18 protein-coding genes are annotated in these 23,154 nt (G+C 53.6%); 9 read left to right on the forward strand and 9 right to left on the reverse strand.

What is annotated here, in order from left to right; genetic code table 11:
- Positions 1–166 precede the first annotated feature (166 nt).
- Entirely contained in the window at positions 167–691 is a 525-nt protein-coding gene (locus tag F1381_RS25640) for an LSm family protein (protein WP_187355571.1), read from the forward strand.
- A 180-nt stretch (positions 692–871) separates the two neighbouring features.
- Here the strand turns inward: F1381_RS25640 and F1381_RS25645 are convergent, their stop codons facing one another.
- The gene (locus F1381_RS25645; protein WP_343043469.1) at positions 872–1,303 is read right to left on the reverse strand and encodes a sugar-binding protein; all 432 of its coding nucleotides are present in this window, start codon (positions 1,301–1,303) and stop codon (positions 872–874) included.
- A 273-nt stretch (positions 1,304–1,576) separates the two neighbouring features.
- Here F1381_RS25645 and F1381_RS25650 point away from each other — a divergent pair, with 273 nt between their 5' ends.
- Positions 1,577–2,494: an AraC family transcriptional regulator gene (locus F1381_RS25650; protein ID WP_151737679.1), complete on the forward strand. Its 918-nt coding sequence runs from the start codon at positions 1,577–1,579 to the stop codon at positions 2,492–2,494.
- Positions 2,495–2,576: 82 nt separating this feature from the next.
- Here F1381_RS25650 and F1381_RS25655 read toward each other — a convergent pair whose 3' ends face one another.
- Positions 2,577–5,363, reverse strand: coding sequence for a glycoside hydrolase family 3 C-terminal domain-containing protein (locus F1381_RS25655; protein WP_151737680.1), 2,787 nt, complete (start codon positions 5,361–5,363; stop codon positions 2,577–2,579).
- Between the two features lie 189 nt (positions 5,364–5,552).
- On the opposite strand from F1381_RS25655, the gene F1381_RS25660 reads away from it, so the two are divergent.
- Together F1381_RS25660 and F1381_RS25665 are read left to right on the forward strand one after the other, a co-directional pair.
- Positions 5,553–6,275 (forward strand): GntR family transcriptional regulator, encoded by a 723-nt coding sequence (locus F1381_RS25660; RefSeq protein ID WP_151737681.1) that lies wholly within the window; start codon positions 5,553–5,555, stop codon positions 6,273–6,275.
- Positions 6,276–6,593: 318 nt separating this feature from the next.
- Entirely contained in the window at positions 6,594–8,978 is a 2,385-nt protein-coding gene (locus tag F1381_RS25665; RefSeq protein ID WP_151737682.1) for a phosphoketolase family protein, read from the forward strand.
- An 86-nt stretch (positions 8,979–9,064) separates the two neighbouring features.
- On the opposite strand, the gene F1381_RS25670 is transcribed toward F1381_RS25665, so the two are convergent.
- Both F1381_RS25670 and F1381_RS25675 read right to left on the reverse strand, forming a co-directional pair.
- Entirely contained in the window at positions 9,065–10,150 is a 1,086-nt protein-coding gene (locus F1381_RS25670; protein WP_151737683.1) for a stalk domain-containing protein, read from the reverse strand.
- Positions 10,151–10,342: 192 nt separating this feature from the next.
- Positions 10,343–10,534 (reverse strand): hypothetical protein, encoded by a 192-nt coding sequence (locus F1381_RS25675; protein ID WP_151737684.1) that lies wholly within the window; start codon positions 10,532–10,534, stop codon positions 10,343–10,345.
- A 536-nt stretch (positions 10,535–11,070) separates the two neighbouring features.
- Between F1381_RS25675 and F1381_RS25680 the strand changes: the two genes are divergently transcribed.
- Both F1381_RS25680 and F1381_RS25685 read left to right on the forward strand, forming a co-directional pair.
- On the forward strand, positions 11,071–12,411 hold the full coding sequence (locus F1381_RS25680) for a putative DNA modification/repair radical SAM protein (protein ID WP_246188204.1): 1,341 nt from the start codon (positions 11,071–11,073) through the stop codon (positions 12,409–12,411).
- Positions 12,404–13,222 carry a TIGR03915 family putative DNA repair protein gene (locus tag F1381_RS25685; protein ID WP_151737686.1) on the forward strand — a complete coding sequence of 273 codons (819 nt, stop codon included), beginning with the start codon at positions 12,404–12,406 and terminating at the stop codon, positions 13,220–13,222. The genes F1381_RS25680 and F1381_RS25685 overlap by 8 nt, the downstream gene beginning before the upstream one ends.
- A 10-nt stretch (positions 13,223–13,232) precedes the next feature.
- Here F1381_RS25685 and F1381_RS25690 read toward each other — a convergent pair whose 3' ends face one another.
- Both F1381_RS25690 and F1381_RS25695 read right to left on the reverse strand, forming a co-directional pair.
- On the reverse strand, positions 13,233–13,448 hold the full coding sequence (locus tag F1381_RS25690; RefSeq protein WP_151737687.1) for a hypothetical protein: 216 nt from the start codon (positions 13,446–13,448) through the stop codon (positions 13,233–13,235).
- A 186-nt stretch (positions 13,449–13,634) separates the two neighbouring features.
- On the reverse strand, positions 13,635–15,743 hold the full coding sequence (locus F1381_RS25695) for an RICIN domain-containing protein (RefSeq protein ID WP_151737688.1): 2,109 nt from the start codon (positions 15,741–15,743) through the stop codon (positions 13,635–13,637).
- A 409-nt stretch (positions 15,744–16,152) separates the two neighbouring features.
- Between F1381_RS25695 and F1381_RS25700 the strand changes: the two genes are divergently transcribed.
- Entirely contained in the window at positions 16,153–16,995 is an 843-nt protein-coding gene (locus tag F1381_RS25700) for an aldo/keto reductase (protein WP_151737689.1), read from the forward strand.
- Between the two features lie 99 nt (positions 16,996–17,094).
- Here F1381_RS25700 and F1381_RS25705 read toward each other — a convergent pair whose 3' ends face one another.
- Positions 17,095–18,168 (reverse strand): SGNH/GDSL hydrolase family protein, encoded by a 1,074-nt coding sequence (locus F1381_RS25705; RefSeq protein ID WP_151737690.1) that lies wholly within the window; start codon positions 18,166–18,168, stop codon positions 17,095–17,097.
- A 195-nt stretch (positions 18,169–18,363) separates the two neighbouring features.
- Here F1381_RS25705 and F1381_RS25710 point away from each other — a divergent pair, with 195 nt between their 5' ends.
- Positions 18,364–18,912: a hypothetical protein gene (locus tag F1381_RS25710; RefSeq protein WP_151737691.1), complete on the forward strand. Its 549-nt coding sequence runs from the start codon at positions 18,364–18,366 to the stop codon at positions 18,910–18,912.
- Positions 18,913–19,039: 127 nt separating this feature from the next.
- Here F1381_RS25710 and F1381_RS25715 read toward each other — a convergent pair whose 3' ends face one another.
- Both F1381_RS25715 and F1381_RS25720 read right to left on the reverse strand, forming a co-directional pair.
- Positions 19,040–19,801, reverse strand: a complete 762-nt coding sequence (locus F1381_RS25715; RefSeq protein WP_151737751.1) for an SDR family oxidoreductase — start codon at positions 19,799–19,801, stop codon at positions 19,040–19,042.
- A 363-nt stretch (positions 19,802–20,164) separates the two neighbouring features.
- Positions 20,165–21,760 carry a bifunctional metallophosphatase/5'-nucleotidase gene (locus F1381_RS25720; RefSeq protein WP_151737692.1) on the reverse strand — a complete coding sequence of 532 codons (1,596 nt, stop codon included), beginning with the start codon at positions 21,758–21,760 and terminating at the stop codon, positions 20,165–20,167.
- Positions 21,761–21,957: 197 nt separating this feature from the next.
- Between F1381_RS25720 and F1381_RS25725 the strand changes: the two genes are divergently transcribed.
- A complete protein-coding gene (locus tag F1381_RS25725; RefSeq protein ID WP_151737693.1) occupies positions 21,958–23,064 on the forward strand; it encodes a phosphate/phosphite/phosphonate ABC transporter substrate-binding protein in 1,107 nt (368 codons plus the stop codon).
- The last annotated feature ends 90 nt before the right edge of the window (positions 23,065–23,154 follow it).

Raw genomic sequence — 23,154 nt, forward strand, 5'->3', positions numbered from 1 at the left:
ACTGTTATTTCTGCCGCCGCTGTACAGAAGCTTCTAAACCGGCCACTGCCAGGTGGTGTCTTCTCACATTCGGAAAAATGTCTGCGGTACAGTGAACCAGCACAAGCATTATGTATGGTTTTGTGTACTATAAAGTAACTCTTCCATGGAGCGAGGTGAATCCATAATGGCAAATACGACCCGGGTCCGTACACAAGCCAAACGGTATAAGGGGCAAAAGGTGGTTGTTACCCTGCACAATGGACGGACCTATGTAGGATGGATAACGGACTTGGAGAAGGAAGCGCTCATTCTGACCAAGGAGCCAGTGAAGCGTAACCGTAAGGGAAAGCACAAACCGGCAGCCGGACGCTCTTCTGGAGCCAAGGCCCGTGCAACAACCAAGACCCATACCAAAGCCGAAGTCAAAGCCTTCATGCCGCTGCTCGGTTCTTTCCTCGGCGGTTCCGGCGCCGGTGCTGCGCTTGGCGGCGGGCTGCGCTTCTTCGGCATGATCCAGCGGGCCTACCCGGTCATGAAGATGGGCTACGGCCTCGTCAAGCAGATCCGCCCGTTTATGAACGGGCTGAAAGGACTGATGGGCAACGGAGCCGGTCAAGGCGGCCAGGCTGAGGACAGCCCCGATGCTCAGGGCGCCCAGGGCGGCTGGGGCGGCCAGGAACTTCAGAGAACCCCCGGCAGATGGTTATAGGGGGCCTTGGGGTATCGGGAGCAGGCACTACCCGATAAGCCAATAAAGAGGTGTTGCCGCAAGCCTTCGGGCCCGGGCGACACCTCTTCTTCTCGGCCTGCTCCAGTGCCTTCTTCACATGCTCCGTGGTAATAGCTCCCACCGCACTGCCGCCGGTCACCTTCAATTCAGGCTTGATGGTTACCTTGCCGTCCTTGGCCTCAACGCTGCCGCCGGTTGTGCCGGACGAGGCAGGGGTGCCTCCGTTATTACCGTTATTATTTCCGTTGTTTCCACCGTATAGCTTGTGCCTGACACCTTGACGGCCGACTCAAAGCCTTCAGCGATGCTTTCCGGATTGAATGAGGTCTCATTGTCAAAATTCACCCGGTATTGTCCGTCGTCATCCTGATAGAATACCGTCTTGCCGTTGTTCTCATCCAGGAAGATCTCGACCGAGTCCTGCTCCCACACGTTGGGGCTGGATTTATCAAGCTGAGCGTCGTTCGCCTGAATCTTCACATACAAATTCTCATCGTCCCGCAGCGCCTCGGCCGTGCCGCCAGCACTCTGCCAGGCCATTTGATAGCGGTTCACCGCCATCTCAGCCGCTCCGCTCCAAGCCGTGCCCACCGCTCTGTCAATGACCGGAGTCGCATACTTGGCGGTAGACTGATTGGCATCTTAAATCCACACGCGGAATTCCGTCCGCTTACCATAATTCGATCCTCCCTCCCTTCTCGTCACAGATTCTACCATCCGGCCAAATGGATTGTCTTACTCCAAACTAAAGAATGATCCGTGGTTTTAAAATGGATTTAAACAAACAGCAATCCAGGAACAACCGGCTCCGCCACAACTTGCTACAATACAATTAACCGTACGGGAAGAAAAAGAGGTGACGCCTTGAACTACAGCAAAGACATCAAGCGCAGCATCGAGTATATCGCAACCCATATCAAAGAAGACCTGACCATCCAGATGGTCGCACGCCATGCAGGATACTCCTTGTACCACTTCTGCAGAGTGTTTCAGGTATGCATGGGTGTACCGGTCATGGAATATGTCAGGAAAAGACGGCTGGCACTGGCTGCAAAGGAGCTTCATGAGGGCAAGCGGATTCTGGATATCGCGATGGCATTCGGCTTTGAGACCCAGGGCGGGTTCACCAAAGCGTTCCGCAAGGAATTCGGGTACAGCCCCGGGCAATATGCACTCCGGATGGCACGGGCCGGAAATAATCTTGTGCAACCAACAATACGATCTGATTATGGAGGCTATAGTATGATTCCAACGTTTATTACGAAACCGTCCTTTAAAGTGGCGGGCTACGGCATTACCACCCACATTGCAGACGGCAGCTTTACTAAGGATATCGCCGCTTTCTGGAACAGCTACGACACGAACGGCTGGGAGACGAAGATGTACGACCAGCTTAATCCGCCTAGGCACGGCGAAGTCGGCATCTGTGTCCCCGAATCCAAAGACAGCGACCATCTGGTCTATTTACTGGGGGTCATCGTCGAGGATTTCAGCAAGGTGACGCCCGACATGATTACTCTGGAGGTTCCTGAAGCCACCTATGCCGTATTCACCACACCGCCTGTGGACGTTACGGCAGGAGGCAGAGACGGGGAGGCCAATCAACAGGACTTCCCGAATGCGATCAGAGCGACCTGGAAATATATTTTCGAGGAATGGTTTCCGGAGAGCGGCTACGTGTATGATGAATCAAAGCTGGATTTCGAGTTCTACGACGAGCGGTGCCATTTCCGGCCGGATACGGTGATGGATATCTATGTGCCGGTAAACAAGAAAGCATAGGCGCACATCAAAAAAGCAGCGATCCTCCGCCAACCGGAAAATCGCTGCTCTGCTTATTTTCTATGCAATTTCCCGCCGGTTGTTACACCAGCTTGAACTCCAGCGAAGCCAGCTCCATGCCCGGCTTCACATGCTCGATGTCCAGCTTGTAAAGACCGGCTTCCAGCTGCACCTTGACCTGCTTCAGCTTGATCCAGCTGCCGCCGGTGCCGTTGGTCTGCACCGTCAACGCCACTTGCCCGTTCAAACTGACGTTGGCAGCGCTCTGGGCCAGCTCCGGCTCCTCCGACATGACATTGGCGAATACCCGGTAGACGCCGGCCTGCTCCACGTTGATGAGCGTGGCTCCGTCTGCCGCCAGCTTCACTGTGCTGCCGTCAGTTACTGCCTGAGCGCCGTCTGCCTGCAGCGCTGCATCGGCCGCAAAAGCTTCCAGCGTCTCGGCCGTCCGCAGCTCTCTGGCGGACACCGGCGCCTGCATCAGGAATTCGCAGATGTTGATCGCCGAGCGCTGCAGTTCGCCGCGCGTCAGCGTACCGTTTGCAAGCGATTCAATCGTATTGTCGCCATAGGCATTTGTCTCTGCACCATAGTTGGTAACGACCATGTACAGGTCATTTTGTGCCCGGACCATCATGTTCGTGTTCTTGCGGTCGGCCGGACCGCCATAGGCCACATCGTTCATAACCGCCCACCAGTCGGTCATCACAATGCCCTTGAAGTTCCATTCGCCGCGGAGAATCGTCGTGTTGAGATCATAGTTCGACGCCGCCCAATGCCCGTTGACCGGGTTGTAGGAGGTCATGATCGAGTTGGCGCCGCCTTCCGTAACGGCAATCTCGAAGCCCTTCAGGTAAATCTCGCGCAGCGCGCGCTCGGAGACTACCGCATCGACCTTGCTGCGGTATTTCTCCTGGTTGTTGCAGGCGAAATGCTTCAGCGTAGCATTGGAGCCGCCCTTCATAATACCGCGCACACAGGCTACCGCGAAGATACCCGTAACGAGCGGGTCCTCGGAGAAGTACTCGAAGTTGCGTCCGTTCAGCGGGCTGCGCCGGATGTTGATGCCCGGTCCGAGCAGCGCATCGATGCCATTGCGCAGCAGCTCCTGGCCTTCCAGGACGTACAGCTCCTCTACCAGCTCCGCGTTCCAGGTAGCCGCCAGCAGAGTGCCGATGGCGACCTGGGTTGCCTTGTGTCCGCTGTCCATGCGGATGCCGGACGGGCCGTCGGCCGTGCAGCCGACCGGAATGCCGTAGCTGAACAGGCTATCCGTGACGCCGCCGAAAGCGGAGGCCGTCCCCGGCGTAACCAGCGGGCTGACCATTCCTTCGCCGCGCACGATGGCGGCCAGGTCCTCGTCGCCGAGCTGGGCGATGAAGGCTTCCAGGCTGATCTTGCCGTCCCGCACATCCTGCAGCTTGTAGCCCTGATCCCCGGTCTGCGGCAGCGTCTGCGGCAGTCTGCTCTCAATCCGCTCGGCCAATGAAATCTGCTGTACCGGCACCTCGGTATAAGTCAGCTCATAAGAGCCGTCTTCCTTAAGCGCACCCGGCTTCAGCCGGCTGAAGCTTTCGGTCGGTGCCAGCGCCTCTTCCAGCTGGCGCACCACTTGCAGAGACTCAACCGTGTAGCCCGCTTGTCCCTCCACAGTCACAGCGGCCGCCTTCTTCACGCTGTTCCCTGCATAGATAGTATACGTTCCGGCTTCAAGCACGTAAGCGGAACGGTGTCCGGTTACGCCGCCGTCGTCATACGAGGCCATTGCGGACACCGGAAAGCTCAGCGTGAGCTCCTGCGATTCGCCGGGCTGCAGCTCGCGCGTCTTGGCGAATGCGGCCAGCACCTTCGCCGGTTGTCCGAGCTCACCCTGCGGCGCCGAGTAGTAGACCTGTACCGTTTCCTTGCCGGCGAAATCGGTTCCGGTATTGGACACGGTTACAGGGATTTCGATCGTCTGCTCTCCCTGCGTTCCCACAGCCTGGGCTGCGCCCGGCTTAACGTCAAATTGCGTATAAGAGATGCCATAGCCGAACTCGAACTGCACCCGCTCCGGTGCGAACGTCTCGAAATAACGGTATCCGACATAAATATCTTCCTGATACAGGTTCTTGAGCTCGTTGCCGTAATTCCGGGTCGAAGGATAATCCTCCAGCGTATAGGCAATCGTATCGGTTAATTTGCCGCTTGGCGTTACATCGCCGGCGAGTACGTCGGCAATCGCATTGCCGCCTTCCATCCCGCCGTGCCACGCATAGATGACCGCAGCAATCGGGTGCACATAGCTGTCATCGTTCAGCCAGCTCATATCAATAATATTGGAAACGTTCAGCACCACGACGGTCTGTTCGAAATGGGCGGTCACCTGCTTCAGCATTGCCAGCTCATCATCCGTCAGCTGATAGCTGCCCGGCTCATTGGCATTGTCCTGGTCTTCGCCGGCCGTACGGCCGATGACCACAATCGCTTTGGCCGACTTGCTCCGGGCCTTAGCTACCAGCTCGTCCGTTAGCGGCATCTCCTTCTGATGCCACGGCTCGGCTGCCCAGCCTCCGCCTCCGTTATCGAACGGATTATCTTTAATCCACTCTTCGTAAACCGCTGCCAATTCTTCATTGACGGCGATATTCGCCTTGCTGCGCAAGCCGTCCAGCAGGTTCGTCGTATAGGCTACATGCACACTGCCGCCGGAACCGGTTCCGCTACGGTAGTAATTCACCTGTGTCCGGCCAAAAATTGCAACGCTTTCGTGATTGCGGAGCGGAAGCACCTGTCCGTCATTTTTCAGCAATACCGCACCTTCCGCGGCAACTTTACGGCTAAATTCGGCAAAGCCTTCAAGTGGAATTCCAATTTTGTCAGTATTCAATGCGCACTTCTCTCCCATCCTGAGTCTATCCCTATTTAATCAACTTCAATGTAAATATACAACCCCTCAAATTATAAATATACAGCCCCCCTAAATTGCAGAAAACCTTACAGTTAAACGGGACTCGGCGGTGTAACCGCAGTTGGGATTATGATATAGTTAATATAGAACTTAAATAAGGAGTCCCCCATGACCCAATTCGTCTATAAGCAAATTATCGATGATCTCAAAGATAAAATTTTTGCCGGGAAATTTGCCGATATGCGGCTGCCGGACGAACGCTCGCTCAGTGAAACCTACGGGGTCAGCCGCAGCTCCATTAAGCGGGCGCTTACCAAGATGGAGAACAACGGCATTATTTTCAAGAAGCGCGGCTCCGGCACCTTCATCAATCCGCTTTACATAAAGAACGAGTCGATCTTTAACTACGAAGGCTCCAACCTCGGGGTCACGGACAACTTTCAGATGCACGGCAAGAAGCCGCTGATTAAAGTATTGAAGTTTGAAGTGATTCCGCCGACCGAAGAGCTGCAGCGCGACCTGTTCCTCGGACCACATGATTTTGTCTATAAGATCGTCCGGCTGCGGCTGTTCGATGAAGAGCCTTTTATGATTGAAACCGGCTATATTCCGATCAAAATCGTGCAGGATCTCAATCAGAGCATTATCGAAGGCTCGATCTTTAACTATCTGGAGGATTCCCGCAACCTCAACGTCACGAAGTCCTTCCTGTCGATCTTCGCCGAGCCGTCGGAAGCGAATGACCAGGATCTGCTGCATCTGGCCGGGCATGAACCCGTGGGAATTATGGAGGGCATCTTCTTCCTGGACAACGGTACCCCCTTTGAGTTTTCCCATATGCGGTTCCATTATAAGTACCTGAAATTTAATACCTTTGTCTCCGTGCAATAAAAGATCAGGACAATAGGATAAGACTGGAACTCCGGTTCCGGTCTTATTTTTTTGCTTTTGGCGAAACCTATCCGCAAGGAACGTTTTTATTAGAAATAATCCCTCTTTTTTTGCAGATATACCATAAACAGCGAAATCAGATCAGTGGATTTCCACATAATTTCATACTATGTTCAATATTTCACAAAATTGGACCGTATCAATTATAAAAAAGGTTGAATTAATTCGGCGAAGCGGTATGATTAGTTTGTGAAAAAAAGAACTTGACGGTTTGTTTTAGGAAGCATGTATAGAAAAATGGATTAGGGAGTGGAGAACATGGGATTATCGACTGCGAGTGTTGATTATTCTTCGAAAACGTATCTGGATTTGCTGGACGCTTACTGGCGGGCTACGAACTATATCTCGGTAGGCCAGCTGTATTTGAAGGACAATCCGTTGTTAAGAGAACCGCTGAAGGATGCGGATGTGAAAGTAAAACCGATCGGACACTGGGGAACGATTCCGGGCCAGAACTTTATTTATGCCCACCTGAACCGTGTCATTACCAAATATGATCTGGATATGTTCTACATCGAGGGTCCCGGCCACGGCGGCCAGGTCATGGTATCGAACTCCTATCTCGACGGCACTTACACCGAAATTTATCCGGAAATTACGCAGGATATCCCTGGCCTGAAGAAGCTGTTCAAACAGTTCTCCTTCCCCGGCGGCGTAGCTTCCCATGCGGCTCCGGAAACTCCGGGATCGATTCATGAAGGCGGCGAGCTCGGCTACTCCCTGTCCCACGGCGCAGGCGCCATCCTCGACAACCCGAACCTGATCTCCGCTGTAGTGGTAGGCGACGGCGAAGCCGAGACCGGCCCGCTGGCTGCTTCCTGGTTCTCCAACCGCTTCATCAACCCGATCACGGACGGTGCCGTATTGCCGATTCTGCATTTGAACGGCTTCAAGATCAGCAATCCGACGATCCTCTCCCGCCAGACACGGGAAGAAATGACCGCTTACTTCACCGGCATGGGCTGGGAGCCGTTCTTCGTGGAAGGCGACGATGCCGAGCTGATGCATCCGGAAATGGCGAAGGTGCTGGATACCATTGTTGAGCGCATTCAAGCCATTCAAAAGAATGCCCGCGAGAACAACGACACTGCCCGTCCGCTGTGGCCGATGCTGGTCTTCCGCTCTCCGAAGGGCTGGACCGGTCCGAAGGAATGGGACGGCGTACCGAACACCAACTCGTTCCGCGCTCACCAGGTGCCGATTCCTGTAGATCAGAAGAACATGAAGCATGCTCCGGCCCTGCTGGAATGGATGAACAGCTACAGACCGGAAGAGCTGTTCGATGAGAACGGCCGCCTGAACGCCGAGATCGCCGCCATTCTGCCGACCGGCAACCGCCGTATGGGCATGAACCCGGTAACCAACGCCGGCCGCCTGATCAAGGACCTGCGTCTGCCGGATTTCCGCGATTATGCACTGGATAACTCCGCTCCGGGCAAAATCATTGCCCAGGATATGGCCGTGCTCGGCCAATATATGAAAGAGCTGCTGCTGCTGAATGAAGAAAACCGCAACTTCCGGATCTTCGGACCGGACGAAACGATGTCCAACCGTCTGGGACCTGTCTTCGAAGTGACCAAACGCCAATGGCTGGACCGCATTATCGAGCCGAATGACGAATTCATGGCTGCGTACGGCCGGGTGATCGACTCCCAGCTGTCCGAGCATCAGGCGGAAGGCCTGCTGGAAGGCTATGTGCTGACCGGCCGCCACGGCTTCTTCCACAGCTATGAAGCATTCCTGCGCGTCGTGGACTCGATGATTACCCAGCACTTCAAATGGCTGCGCAAAGCAACCGACCAAAGCTGGCGTGAAGACATTCCATCGCTGAACGTAGTGGCTACGTCCACCGTGTTCCAGCAGGACCATAACGGCTATACCCATCAGGACCCGGGTCTGCTTGGCCATCTGGCCGACAAGAAGCCGGAATTCATCCGTGAATACCTGCCGGCCGATGCCAACACCCTGCTGGCTGTATTCGATACGATTCTGAACGACCGTCAGAAGATCAACCTGATCGTCTCCTCCAAGCATCCGCGTCCGCAGTGGTTCTCCGCCGACGAAGCGCAGGAGCTGGTGGAGAAGGGTCTCAAGATTATCGATTGGGCCAGCACCGACAAGGGCGGCGAGCCGGATGTCGTCTTCGCCTCCGCCGGCACCGAGCCGACGATGGAAGCTCTTGCAGCCATCTCCATTCTGCATGAGAAATTGCCTGAGCTGAAGATCCGCTACGTCAACGTTGTTGACCTGCTGAAGCTGAGAAGCCAGAAGCTCGATCCGCGCGGCCTGTCCGACGCAGAATTCGAAGGCTTCTTCACCAAAGATAAACCGGTGATCTTCGCATTCCACGGCTACGAAGGCCTGATTAAAGACCTGTTCTTCGACCGCAGCAACCATAACCTGCATGTGCACGGCTACCGTGAGAACGGCGACATCACCACTCCGTTCGACATGCGTGTCCTGAACCAGATGGACCGCTTCGATCTGGTCAAGGAAGCGGTGCTGAGCCTGCCGGATGCAGCCAACTACGCCGCGATCGCAGCCGAAATGGACGCAATGGTGCAGAAGCACCATGCTTTTATCCGCGAGGAAGGCTTCGACCTGCCGGAAGTGGAAAGCTGGGTTTGGAAGGAACTGAAATAGGCGCTGCTTCATAAGCGCTGTGATACAGCAAAAAGCCTGGCCCCTGAAGGCCGGGCTTTTTGCTGTATTTTCACCGGAAATCCTGTCTATTTTTTCTCGAAGATGAGCACTGTTTTAGGATTTGCCATGTATTCTACCGAGGATTCCAATAAGTCGGATACAAAGCGTACCGGTACGAATGTACTATTATTCTTCAATAACAACGGTGCATCAATGGATACTGTTTCTCCGTTTACATTGGCTTTCTTCTCGTTCACCTTTAAGCGAATCGTCGTGCTTCCTTTGCGGATGGTCACCTCTTTGCTGCTCTGATTCCAGCTTACTTCCGCGCCCAGCCACTTGGACACAAACCGGATGGGGACATAGGTGCGGCTTGATGAAATAAATGGTGCCTCGCTAAGTTTAATGGCACTGTTCCAGACATAGGCGGTGGTGCTGCCGATCACTAACCGCTCGACTTTTCGCTGAGTAGAATGATAGCCTTCCCCGTTAAGCTCGTCGAGAAGCTGATAGTTCTTGCTCGTGCTTCTCAAATCCAAATAGTTATAGTTTAATTGCAGTGTGTATATCAGTGCTCCCGTGTCATAGTATTTATCGAACTTAAGGCTGCGAATAGGGTCCAGGTTCCATACACGGTTGTCAGTCAGATCTAAGTAAGAAAGGTACTTAAGGAATTTCAAAGGCCCCAGGTCATAAATCAAATTGTACTTGAGATCCAAGAAACTCAGGTTGGTCAGCGTTTTTAAAGGAGCAAGATCTTTGATCTGATTGGCTCCCGCCTCCAGAGATATCAGCCGGGTCATCCCCTCAAGTCCGCGGAGATCCGATATCCGGTTGCTCCCGATATCAAGATGGTCCATGTTAGTCAATGGTTTAAGCGGTCCAATATCTTCAATCTCGTTCCGGGACACATCAAGCTCCGTTATATTCAGAGCATATTCCAAGCCCTGCAGATTTTTAATCCCCCGGCCTGAAAGATCCGCAACCGTTAAGGATTTCATATCCTGCTGCGTGACGGCTTCATTATCGCTCTTATGTAATATTTGCCTGATTGCCTGCTCCAGCTGCTCATCCTGAAAGCTCACTTCCAAGGACGGCTCCATAAATGCCTGGCCGGGCAAGCTGAAAAAAATAGCGATGAAAAGCAATACTCCCGATATGAACTTACTCATTACATCTCAGTTCCTCTCTTCTTGGTGTCCATAACATTATACTTCAATTGGTGGTTGGATGAATGTTTTAACTCATCTCCGGTCGGGGTTTCATAAAAGAAATAAAACAGAAGACACAAAAAAACACCCGGTCAGGTGTCTTTTTACTTGTGCCTATGAAGTTACCCGACTAGCGTACACCTGCTGTAACCGTTACTTCTTACGCCGTCTGCCGTTCGTAAACCGGTAATACATCACAAACGCCGCAATCACCGCAGCCAGCATCGCCAGACTGTCGGCCGTACCCTCCGTAGCCCCCAGGATCAGGGACAAATTCATCACCAGAGACCTTGTCAGGAACACAACTGCAATCAGCATCACCGGACGCCAGATATTATACCTCATTCTTCCGCAACACTCCTGATTGATATATTGATAGCTCTAGAAAATATTCTTGCAAACTATTAAATGTTATTATAGCACAATAAGAATGCGCATACATTATTCACCGGCCGCAGCTGCAGGCGGGTCTGCAAGTTGTGTATTGCTATTGTTAGCCCCAATGCTAACGGACCTTAGCGACTTATTTGCCCAAAGCAAAAACGGGAAATAACGCCTGCTGAGTCCGCAAGCGCTTCGCACCACCAACGATTCTCCAATGCATAACCTGAGGGACCCGGGTAAATGTAAGAATAGTATGTCCAAAGAGATACCGGGTAGAAGAGAGCAGAATCGCAATGGCCCTTTTCATCCATTTACTCTCCCCCTTGTCTCCCCGATGATAACCGCACATTAATCCCCAAAATCACACTACAACATCACCCTGCCGCGATGCTAATTAACCACTCGCTAAGCACCTCACAGCACAAGAATCCGCGCTTTGACAAGAACAAACGTTCGTAATATACTTTGGATATGAGGGGGATACGAACGTGAACTTGATGGAGAAACTTGAGATTTTGACGGAATCGGCCAAGTACGATGTAGCCTGCACTTCTAGCGGTTCAAGCCGGTCGGGGCAGCCAGGAGGCATGGGCAATACAGTCAGCATGGGCATCTGCCACAGCTTCGCTTCAGACGGCCGCTGCATCTCCCTGTTGAAGGTGCTTATGACCAACGGCTGTGTATATGACTGCGCTTACTGCGTCAATCGCAAGTCGAATCCTACCCGGCGGGCGGCCTTTACCCCGCAGGAAATTGCCGATATTACGATGCAGTTCTACCGCCGCAATTATATAGAAGGCCTGTTTCTCAGCTCCGGCATTATGCGCAATCCCGATTACACCACCGAGCAGCTGATAGCCGCCCTGGAGCTGCTGCGCAATGATTATAAGTTCGGCGGCTACATCCATGTCAAGGCGATTCCCGGAGCAGATGATGCGCTGCTCTCCCGGCTCGGCCTGCTGGCCGACCGCATGAGCGTCAACATTGAGCTGCCCTCCCAGGGCAGTCTGGAGAAGCTTGCCCCGGATAAGAGCAAGCAGTCCATCCTTCAGCCGATGGGCCTGATCAAGGAGAGAATTAACGAGAACCGCTACGATGTCGTGAAATACAATCACGCGCCCCGCTTCGCCCCCGCCGGGCAGAGCACCCAGATGATTGTCGGGGCGACGCCCGATACCGATCAGCGGATCATTACCCTCACCGAGGGCCTCTACAAGAAATACGGACTGAAGCGCGTCTTCTTCTCCGCCTATACACCGGTGGTGGAACACTCCCTGCTGCCGGCCCTGGATACGAAGCCGCCGCTGCTGCGCGAGCACCGGCTCTACCAGGCGGACTGGCTGCTGCGCTTCTACGGCTTTCAGGCCAGCGAGCTGCTGGATGAGAAAGCGCCGAATTTCAATCCGCTGCTCGACCCGAAATGCAGCTGGGCCGTTAATCACCGGGAGCAGTTCCCGGTGGAGATTAACCGCGCGCCGTACGAAATGCTGCTGCGGGTACCGGGTATCGGTGTAAGAAGCGCGCAGCGGATCGTGAAGGCCCGCCGGGCCGGAAGCCTCGACTTCCAGGCGCTTAAGAAGCTTGGCGTCGTACTGAAACGCGCCCAATTCTTCATCACCTGCAGAGGCCGGATGCTGGAAGGGCTGAAGGTCGGCGAGCATACGCTGCTGCGCTCGCTCATGTCCGGTCCAGAGCTGGCCCAGTTCCAGGGCCCGCAGGTCGAACAGCTCAGCTTGTTCGATGATGCCGAGCTCAGCCCCTTGCCGGCAGCCGCAGCACTGCCTGCGGCTGCCCTGGAGACGGCCATCACAGCGGAAGGAGCGGCCTTCGATGTTTAAGACAGCCGACCTGGCCTACACCTATGACGGCAGCTTCGAAGGAATGCTGTGCTGCGTATTCGAGAGCTATACCTGGAAGGAGACCCCTCTGGCCATTCACTCGGATACGGCGGAGGTGGGCCTGCTCTTGGAATCCAAATGGATTGAGACCGACCCGGCCAAGGCGGAGCGCGTCCTGAGTTCCATTCCGAAGCGCATCAGCCCGCAGGCGGAGGAGTTGGTCCGCCTTGGCTTCTATAGCAATACGCCGGACAAGGAGCTGCTCCTGCTCCAGTTCCTGCAACTAGGCTTTGCGCACGGCAGGAAGGTGATGAACATGCTGGCCGACGATACCGTCAATGCCTTGAATAAGGCTGTCCAGCTGGTCCGGCGCGAAGGCCATCATTATCTCGGCTTCCTGCGGTTCTCCGTGTACGGCCCGGTAATGGCCGCGGTGATTGAACCGCAGCACTACATCCTGCCGGTCATTCAGGACCATTTCTGCGACCGGTTTCATGGCGAGAGCTTTATGATTTATGACAAGACTCACCGGGCGGCCCTAATTCACGAGCCCGGCCGGGAAGCCATCGTTACCCTGGAGGAATGGACCCCGCCCGAGCCGGACGAGGACGAAGAGCACTACCGCCGCCTGTGGAGCAGCTTCTACGATGCCATCGGCATCAAGCAGCGCCGCAACGACCGCCTGCGCTCCTCGCTGATGCCGAAGAAATACTGGAAGCACCTGCCGGAGATGAAGGAAGGAACCAGTGCGAAGACCGGCAGACTAACTCCGGGGAAAGCGGTAGCGAAGCTGGAGGGCGGAGAGGACTGAATTCCGGCGGCTACTCCGCCGGAAGACTTTCAATGACGGTAAAGAACACGTCCAGCAGATCCAACTCAAAAATCGCTTTTACATATTCAGCAATCCGGCTCAGCTCTTCCTCAGTGTCATATTCCAGACATGGACGCCCTTCCGACCATAGCGTTCTGCACTGAAACAGCTCCTGTACCCGCTCGATAATTACATCTTCCCTTACTGATTTATGAATGTTAGCCACGCTTTTGACCTCCTGCCGCTAATTACTCTTCAAGCATTTTGTCTGTTATTGTTATTATTAAAAATTTAAATATTATTTTCGGTGATATACATCACAGTGACTTTTGATCTTCCTTTGAAACAGAGCTCCTGTTAACAGCAAAAGACACCCCGCGGGGTGTCTTTTGCTTGTACTGCTACGTACGGTTTACTTCGAACCCCAAATCGATCGGTTGTTCGAGCCGATTAAGGAGAAGGTCATCACTTCATTGTGACTGGACAGCTCGTTGCGCTGCTTGAAGAACACGCCCTTATACGTAACGCCGCCGATAACCATCGTGCAGTAGTACGTTCCGGAGGTATTGGACCAGGTGCCGGTCACCGCTCCGCTGATGGTTCCGTTGCTGTTCAAGGTTACGCTCTGCGTGGTCAGCATGCCCACGTTGGACGTCGCAGCATCCAGCCCCATGTCAATGAACTGATAAGTCCCCGCCATATCGCTTGCGCTGTACCCTGACGAGGTGATGCTGCTGCCCAGAAATTCATATACCGCTGTTACAGGCCACTTGTCCTGATTCATGAACTGCTGATGCACGCGAACTTCATGTCCTTCAGTGTTGTTGTTGAACCGGGTGTGGTACACCAGATATCTTCTGCCGTCCGTATCGATCAGTGCAGAATTATGGCCGCCCGATTTATAGCCGAGATTAATACCGGACAGATTATAATTTCCGAATAGCTTGATCCCGTACCCCGACTGGTCCACAGAAGCGGAGGCATACACAGCCGAATTGCCGGCGGCATCGGTGTAGGTTCCGTCGATGGTGGCCGAGCGGTACAGCCGGATATGATATCCGCCCGCGTTGGCCAAGCCGCCATAAGTCACATAGAGATAATAATAGCCAGAAGCGGAATCATATACGATATAAGGAGCTTCACCTGTCTTCCCGTACCCTCCGGCAATCCGCTTGCCGAAATAGCGGTCGGTATTCCCGTTATCGGATCCAGGGTAGTAGGGCTTGCCGGTAGCCGGATTAATCTGCAAAAGATAAATGCCACCCGACCAGGAACCGTAGCTCATCCATAGCTTGCCGCTGCCGTCATATACGAGTGCCGGGTCGATCGCGTTCGGGAAAGAGGTGTTGTTGAATCCGCCGCCGCTGTTGAACCAGCCGCTGCGTGTTCCCGATAAAGTGCCGCTGTCGATCAGCTCCGGAATATTGGTGTACTTGTACCAGGTATCTACGGTCTTGGTACCGAGCGCCGAGGTGGTTGTAATCGGATTGCTGCCGCTGGTGAACCCGGAATAGACGATGGTATCGACATATTCGTACGGCCCGGACACCGACTTCGAGACACTGTAGGCGATCGCCGAACGGATATAGGTCGAGGAAGTGCAATAGTACAGCATATACGCCCCTGTCGATCCGTCAGCCCATACATAAGACGGATTGTACACCGGACCCGGCGCCCATACGGACTGCCCGCCCGAGCTGTCCTGATCGTTATATCCGGCCCAGGCAAAAGGCACCGCCAACGCCGAGCTTAGCGCTGCACCTGCACTTCTCGCTGAATTGCCTGTAGGGCCGGCTTTCACCAACTCCCACTTCTGCATGTCGCCGCCCCAGTAATTCCATTGCTGGATGTTGGCACCGGCAGCCGTACTTCCGTCAGCCACATCAATGGCGGCTGTGTAATTCGACGCTTTCGACAGGAACGCGACGGTGCCGTCTGCATTCTGCTGGATTTTAAACAGCTGCATATTGCCGCCCCAGTAGTTCCACTGATCGATGTTAGCCCCGTTCGCGGAAGAGCCTTCAAAGACATCAATGCCGCTTTTGTAAGCCGAGCTTCCGGTCAGAAGATAGTAGTCTCCGTTCCCGGAGTACATAATCCGGAATTTCTGTGCATCCGAGCCGTTGTAGGTCCATTGCTGAATGTTGGTCCCATCGGCCGCCGAACCATTTACGACATCCAGATATAACCCGCTGTTCTTGTTCTTGATATAATAGTAGCCCTCATAAGTAGATGGCGCGTACAGACTGGAATTCGTGTAGCCCTGGGTCCCCAGATTCGACCAGTTGCGCAGATCCGTGCTGGAGGCTTGGGCCAGATGCGAGCCAAAAATATAATACTTGCCCGTAGAAGCATCGTACGTGATGGAAGGGTCATGCACAGACACTCTCGTGGTGTTCGAGGTAGTTGATGAACTGGCCGCCCCGTAGACGCTGCCGCTACCGACAACCCCCAGTATTAAAGCGCATACAAAAGCTAAAATTGCCAGCTTGCTGCTCCTCATTTTATGGATGATCTTCATATCGGACCCATTGTCCCCTTTCGTCTCTTTCCTAAAATTAACCGCTTACAACTTAATGGTTATTTCAAGCCGGCAGGTAGAGTACCGTCACTCTGCTGCCTGATTATTTATTCCTCTCCTATTCACCCCTCCCGTTTAGATTCCCATTTCTATTAGCAGTATAGTAATTTCTCCCTTTTTCTAAAGCTAATAGTAGTCTTAATGTCGTGTCGAAGTAAGGCTTATTTTGTCGTCAACAATTAAATAATTTAAAAAGGTTTAACAATTTGTTGATATTAAAAAGATTCATGAATTCCAGAACAAAAAACAGTTAAATCTGTTACCAACGGGCATCAGCCTGTTCCCTTTTTTGCTTGTGCGGGTAAGAAGTGTTATCGTGAACATTAACTTCGAAGAGGAGGCTCTCAGGATGAGCAACATGATTCCGGAAAAAGTGTTGAATGACGGCACGAAGATCCCTGCCATCGGGTTCGGGACTGCCTTTATAAAAGGGGCCGCAGGCGTACAGGTGCTTAATAACGCAATTGATGCCGGATACCGTCTGATTGATTCGGCGTTCAACTATGAGAATGAGGGGGTCGTCGGACAAGCTGTCCGTCAGAGCTCGGTACCGAGAGAAGAACTGCGGATTTCTTCGAAGCTTCCCGGCCGTCACCATGCCTATAAGGAAGCGCTGGAAACGATTGAGGAGTCCTTATTCAGAGCCGGGCTCGATTACTACGACCTGTATCTGATCCACTGGCCGAATCCAAAAACGGACCGCTACCTCGAAGCCTGGCAGGCGATGATTGAGGCGAAGAAACGCGGTTATGTCCGCTCCATCGGCGTCAGCAACTTCCTGCCGGAGCATCTCGACCGTATTATTCAAGAAACCGGCGTCGCGCCAAGCGTCAATCAGATCGAGCTTCATCCTTATTTCCATCAGGAGGAGCAGCGTGCCAAGGATGCCGAACACGGGATTGTTACGGAGTCCTGGAGTCCGCTGGGCCGCGGCCACGATATGCTGAGGGACGAGACAATCGCCGGCATCGCCGCCGCCCATGGCAAGACACCGACCCAGGTTATTCTGCGCTGGCATATCCAGCTTGGTGCGGTTCCGATTCCGCGGGCCAGCTCGCTTGAGCACCAGAAGGAGAACCTCGGTATCTTCGATTTCGAGCTGTCGGAAGCGGAAATGCAGGTGTTCGCACGCTTTAACCGGAAAGACGGCCGCTTATGGGATCAGAACCCGGCGGAGTATGAGGAAATGTGATATTTTTAAAGCAGCGGTACGGTAAAAAAAGAGGTGAAAAAAGAGGCCCTGAAGCATCTCCAGGGCCTTGTTTTTGAACTGCGGCGGTTCCAATTGATATTAATCCCAGTTCATCAGTCCTTTGATATGGGCAGCCAGCCTCTGCGCGGCTTTGCGGTGCGTCGCCTGGGATGGATGAAAGTCTGCGGCGTAACCGTCGGCGGCGAGCTGCACATCGAACTTCATCGTGGCGATATTCGTATCGCCCGTTGTCTCGGTATAGCTGTCCACCGCTTGCTCCAGCCAAGGGAACAGCCGGTCTCCCATGATGCCGAGTGTGCAAAGTATGGTAGCCCCCTCATTGTTTCGTCTAACCTTTTTCAGAAATTCGGCATATTGCTCCGCATACTCCGCTTGTCTGGCGGCATCATCCTTGGTGTACGAATCATCGTTGGTACCCAGGTTGATCACAATGAGCTCAGGCACGAACCTGCTGAAATCCCAGCTTACCTTAAGCGGGTCCAGCGTACCGTCCAATCTCCCCTCCGACTTGGCCAGCTTCTCATAGTAATCCGTCAAAAGATGCGTAGTCAGCTTCTGATCGTTGTCCGTATACCCGGAGATAATGCCGTATCCGCTGTACGATACCATGCTGTAGTCGGCCTCCAGAGCCTGCGCAGTCAGGTAGGCATAGGCTTTTGTGACATCTTCCGTAGCAGTGGCGAAGGGATGCAGCTCATGCTCGTCGTCCACCCCGTAGCCGCAGGTGATCGAATCGCCGATGAACTCTATCCGGTGTACGTTACCCGGCGTGGGCTGAATTCCCTCCTCCGCATCGACGGCAATCTCCTGAATCGCCGCCGTGGACATCGCTGCCTCGGACAGCTTCAGCACTCTTACTGTAACCTGCTGCTCAGTGCCGCTCTCGAACACGGTATAGGCCTTCACCGGTTGCATGATCTGCTCCTCGACCACCCGCACCCCATTCACTTCGATGCCGATGCGGGCCTGGTTCGTAGCTCCTTCGGCGATCTGATCGCCTTTAATAGTAATAACCGCCTTTTTCCCGGTAAAAGAGAACTCCACCCCGCTGCCGGACAAAGCCAGCCATAACGCGCCGTTATAGTAATGAGTGCGTCCGATCATTTTGACATATTGCCCTGTTGCCTTGAACACTTGCATCGTCTCCGCCATATGTAAACCTTCCTTCTCCGCTATATAACTGTAACGGTAGCAAAGGTATTCCCGGTTTGCAATGAGCGCCGTACGAAACTCTATCCGGATTCATATAAATGTGAACTCAAATCCAGTTGTCATACAGGCGGATGTCCAATGTATTGAAGCAGCAGGTATACTTCGGATATAACCATAGGTAAGGAGACTGCCGGAATGAACCCGTTATACATTACCAATTACCGCGATAGACGATGCTCCCCTTTGGATAGCCTCACCCGTCTTTCCACGGAAGAGGCTTACTCCCTGGCTAAGAGGCTCTCGCAATTTGCCGGCCCTTCCTTCACCTCATTCAGCCGGTTTAGCAGCGGAGACTTTGACGGTTACTATCAGAAAAGACTGCGCACCGAGGAGTGGCTTTACAGCTCTTTTATTCAATTAGGCGGGCAACCCCGGCATGCGCACCCGCTCTATTTTGTCCTGGGGGAGAGTACCTATCTGAAGGCCTGGTTTGAAAATGGCTTAACCACACGGATCCCCCTAAGCGATATTGACCCTGCTCATATCAGCTTCACCTATGGCGACAGCATGTCAAAGCTGGATTCCCCTGACCGTATGGAGCTCTTTAACCTGGAATCGCTGCTGCACTTCATTACCGAAACCTCCGCTGATATCAACGCTTTCCTTGAGGAACTCAATCAGCAGAACAAATACATCGAAGTTCAGCTGTGGAATGACGATTACGTAGCTGCATATAACCGGTAAAGCAGCCTGCGGAAACCGAAGAATCCGGGACCTCCAGGGCTTCCGCGGCTTCCAACGTTCATAGGACCAAAAAAGAGCAGAACAGCAATCCTCCACATGCTGGGGGATTCGCCGTCTGCCCATCACATTACTCGATCATGCCTTTCGAGGCCTGATACATACTGGCCGTGTACGCATCCACTTCATCCCGGGACATCCGCAGGCGGGCTTCGGAGGTGCCGTAGCCAATCTCCTGCTTTCCCTCAGCCAGACCTTTAAATATCCCGTCGGCAAAAGCATCCAGCGGCTCGCCATGCGTATGCAGTCCCGCACCGCCCAAATCCGTATTCACCGCCGGAGGTGCAACCTCAATGACCTCGACCGGGGTCTCGGACAGCTGGTGTCTCAGGCTCACCGTGAACGAATGCAGCGCCGCCTTGGTTGCGGAATAGATCGGAGCAACCGCAAACGGCGTAAAGGCGAGTCCGGAGGTTACGTTGATGATCGCGGCATCTTCTTTTTCGGCAAAAAACGGGGTGAACAGCATCGCGAGATGGAACGCCGCTTCGATATTCGTGGTAATCTCCTGATTGTAGTAACTCCAGTTCTGCCTGGCATCCGCCTTAAGCAAATTGAACCGCTGCTGGATCCCGGCATTGTTCACCAGCACATTAGTTTCCGGATAGTTTGCGGTGACCCACTCGAACAAAGCCAGTCTATCGGGCTCGGCATTCAAATCACAGACACGGGTGATCAAGCCGGGAAGCTTGTCCTGCGCCTGCTTGAGCACCTCTTCACGCCGTCCGCAGACGATCACCTGATTTCCCGCTTTCATAAACCGTTCGGCAAAAGCCAGCCCGATCCCGGCACCTCCGCCGGTAATCAGTATCGTGTTTCCTGAGAGTTTCATATGTGCTCCTCTTTTCTGTTTGTATTTCTGTAAACGCTCTGTGTAGCGGTTAATCTTCACATCGATACCCTTCAGGGCATCCGTCATCGACGCAATCTCGTCCAGCACCGCCTGCTTGTGCCTGGTCATCATGTCAAGCCGCAGCTCTGTGGTGCTCTCTCCTTGTAGAATCAAAGCTACATACCGCTTAATGTCATGCAGAGTTGCAAGTTAAGCACTTTGGCTATCCTCCCAAGCTCTTCTTCATGCTCCTTTATAAATTGCAGAACAGAGGAACGATCGAAACGAAGATTTGTCTCAAGTGCCCGGGCCTGCTTCAGTCGCCCGCAACTCTCCCTCTTTATTCGTACCCGCCGTTCCCCCTCAGCTCTCTGCCGCCCCGTTCACTACGCTCCAGTTATGATTGACTGAGACCGTGAGGCGGCCCCGCCCGCGGATATAATCGGCCAGCAGCTCAACCATGTCGGTCGAGATATCTCTCACGACCGGCTTGTCCTGGAACATCGCGAAATCCCCGCCGCCGCTGGCCCGGTAATTGTTCATCACCACGTCGTACTGCGCTTCTGCTATAAGAGGCTCTCCGTTTCGCTCCAGCCGGGTCACCCGCTGGCCTATAGGCTGCGAGATGTCCAAAGTATAGTCGATCCCTTCCCACATGTCATAGTTATAATGCTGCGGCTTCGGTGCCAGGTAAGACGGGCTGACGGCCAAGTCTCCCTCGGCGTTCACTTCAAAGTATTCGGCCGATTTCTCCAGTGCCGCCCTAATGTCGTTTCCGGTCACACGCAGAACCTTCAGCGTATTCGGGTAAATATAATTGGACACGATCTCACGCATCGTAATCCGCTCACCGAACCCGGGAGAGACGTTATCGAATAAGGCTGCACACGAGATGCTTGCTCCCGAGGCATCCATTTGCACGCGGTTAATGAACTCCATCAGCGGATGCTCGCGAACCCGGGCCTCAAAGTGCGAGTGCACCGTCATATTCCCATCCACATAGCCGGACGGCTGATCCAGCCACTCCTGCGTTAACGCTTCGATCTCATGGATAAGCTCTTCAATGCTTGGGTCCGGCTCAGCTTCCTCTGCGGAGACCAGCTCTGATCTCCGGTCAGTGATCCTCCATCCTTCCGGATGCTTCTCCATCTGCAGCGTTACTTTGCCCAGGAACCGGCCTTCATTGGCGGGCTGCACTACACAGACGCCATTGATGCTGCAGTCTGCAATCGCCCGGTGCTGATGGCCTGTCAGCAGCACGTCGATTCCTTCCACCTCTTCGCAGAGTGCGTAACCGGCATTCTCCCCGGTTAATGGCTCCGTCGGCTGGCCCGTTTCAAGATCGCGCTCGAAGCCGCCGTGATAGGACACGACGATGACATCGGCCCGCTCCTCCGCACGCATGACCGGAATCCACTTCCGGGCCGCTTCCACCGGGTCGGCGAACCGCAGGCCCGCGATATGCTGCGGCTGCTCCCAGACAGGGATGTAGGAAGTGGTCAGGCCGAGAATCCCGATCCGCACACCGTTGTCCAGTTCTCGTATCAGATAAGGTGCACCGAAGGCAGGCTGACCGGTGGAAGCATCCTCAATGTTAGCCGATAACCACGGAAAACTTGAAGCCTCCACGGCACTCCGCAGGTACGGCAGTCCGTAATTGAATTCATGATTGCCCGGTACAGCGGCATCATAACCCAGCTCATTTAAGCAGGCGATTACGGGATTCGGCAGCCCGCTGTTTACCCTGGCATGATAATACGTCAGCGGGGTACCTTGCAGGCAGTCCCCGTTATCCAGCAGCAGCGTATGGGGATGCTGTTGCCGCTCGGCCTTGATCCTGCTGGCAATGCAGGCCAAGCCGTGCTGCACCTCTTTCCGGGTGGCATAGCTTCGCGGCAGTATAAATCCGTGCAGATCACTGGTTTCCAGCAGAACCACTTCACATTGCTCGAATGACATCGTTGCACTCCTTTGGCGATAGCATATTCTAAAAAGATCGGCTTATTCTATCACACAATTTCCCGGGCTTACAGGCTCTAGGTGAGGTTTATCATCACGATGACAATAAACGGCCTGAAATTTAACAAATGAATTATATAGTGGTTAAGCACACAAAAAAATAGTCTTGTACAAGACAAAAAAGTGGAGGTCTCCAAGTGAAGAAAAGAATCAAGCACTTATTTGCAGGTGTACTGGCGATCGGTTTGTTGGCGGGTTGCAGCGCAAACAATAATGCGGGTAACAACGGAGAAGCTGCTAATAATGCAGCAGCAACAAACAATGGAGCGGCAGCGGCAGCGGAAGCAACGCAACCTGCAAATACAGAAATTGACGTGCTGAAGGTAAGCTTTGTTCCTTCCAAGGACCCGGATCAGATCATTACGGCAACCGAGCCGCTGAAGGAGCTGCTGAAACAACAACTGGGTACTCAAGGCTACACGGTGGGCGATGTGCAAATCGATGTGGGCACAACATATGAAGCAGTCGGTGAAGCGCTCAGCGCGGGAACTACAGATGTCGGCCTGATTCCGGGCGGTACGTACACGCTGTATGATGACGGAGCCGAGGTTATTCTGACAGCTACACGCAAGGCGCTTTCCAATGATTCCGATAATCCTAAAGACTGGAACGACAACAAGCCGACTACAGGTCTTGACGATCAGCAGGCTTCCTATTACCGCTCCCTGCTCATCACCGGACCTTCCGCCAAGGGACAAGAGCTTGCCGCTAAGGTCAACAACGGCGAAGAGCTGACCTGGGAAGACCTCGACAGCGCCAACTGGGCTGTAATGTCGACTTCTTCTTCCGCAGGTTACATCTACCCGACCCTGTGGCTGCAAGAGAAATATGGCAAGAGCCTGACCGACCTGTCCAAAGTAACGCAATCCGATTCCTATGGCAGCTCCTTTGCCCGTCTCGCCGTGGGACAAGCTGACATCGTTGTGGCCTTTGCCGACGCACGCCGCGACAACGAAGAGAAATGGACCAGCGAATACGGCGGTACCGGCTCGATCTGGGATCAAACCAATGTGATCGGTGTAACGCAGCCGATCTACAATGACACGGTCAGTGTAAGCAAGAACTCCCCGATCATGAACGATGAGCTGAAGAAAGCCCTGCAGGATGCATTCATCGCGATTGCGGGCACGGATGAAGGCAAGGAAGTTATCTCTATCTACTCTCACGAGGGCTATAAATTAGCGCAATCTGCCGACTACGACGGTGAACGGGATGCGCAGGAATTGATCCGCAGCATGAAATAAGCCGGCCAACTGCACAGTTCGCATGAAACTTGAATGAGAGCATCATGAGATCATGATGTTCTCATTTTGCTACTTCCAAATCTACTAAAG

This window comes from Paenibacillus tengchongensis, assembly GCF_008973665.1.
Lineage (GTDB): Bacteria > Bacillota > Bacilli > Paenibacillales > Paenibacillaceae > Paenibacillus_AQ > Paenibacillus_AQ tengchongensis.

What these genes read in the sequence shown, in the direction of transcription:
- F1381_RS25640 (WP_187355571.1), top strand. Translation starts at nt 167, where the DNA reads ATGGCAAATACGACCCGGGTCCGTACACAAGCCAAACGGTATAAGGGG.
- F1381_RS25660 (WP_151737681.1), top strand. Translation starts at nt 5,553, where the DNA reads ATGACCCAATTCGTCTATAAGCAAATTATCGATGATCTCAAAGATAAA.
- F1381_RS25665 (WP_151737682.1), top strand. Translation starts at nt 6,594, where the DNA reads ATGGGATTATCGACTGCGAGTGTTGATTATTCTTCGAAAACGTATCTG.
- F1381_RS25670 (WP_151737683.1), bottom strand. Translation starts at nt 10,150, where the DNA reads ATGAGTAAGTTCATATCGGGAGTATTGCTTTTCATCGCTATTTTTTTC.
- F1381_RS25675 (WP_151737684.1), bottom strand. Translation starts at nt 10,534, where the DNA reads ATGAGGTATAATATCTGGCGTCCGGTGATGCTGATTGCAGTTGTGTTC.
- F1381_RS25680 (WP_246188204.1), top strand. Translation starts at nt 11,071, where the DNA reads ATGGAGAAACTTGAGATTTTGACGGAATCGGCCAAGTACGATGTAGCC.
- F1381_RS25685 (WP_151737686.1), top strand. Translation starts at nt 12,404, where the DNA reads ATGTTTAAGACAGCCGACCTGGCCTACACCTATGACGGCAGCTTCGAA.
- F1381_RS25695 (WP_151737688.1), bottom strand. Translation starts at nt 15,743, where the DNA reads ATGAAGATCATCCATAAAATGAGGAGCAGCAAGCTGGCAATTTTAGCT.
- F1381_RS25700 (WP_151737689.1), top strand. Translation starts at nt 16,153, where the DNA reads ATGAGCAACATGATTCCGGAAAAAGTGTTGAATGACGGCACGAAGATC.
- F1381_RS25705 (WP_151737690.1), bottom strand. Translation starts at nt 18,168, where the DNA reads ATGGCGGAGACGATGCAAGTGTTCAAGGCAACAGGGCAATATGTCAAA.
- F1381_RS25710 (WP_151737691.1), top strand. Translation starts at nt 18,364, where the DNA reads ATGAACCCGTTATACATTACCAATTACCGCGATAGACGATGCTCCCCT.
- F1381_RS25715 (WP_151737751.1), bottom strand. Translation starts at nt 19,801, where the DNA reads ATGAAACTCTCAGGAAACACGATACTGATTACCGGCGGAGGTGCCGGG.
- F1381_RS25720 (WP_151737692.1), bottom strand. Translation starts at nt 21,760, where the DNA reads ATGTCATTCGAGCAATGTGAAGTGGTTCTGCTGGAAACCAGTGATCTG.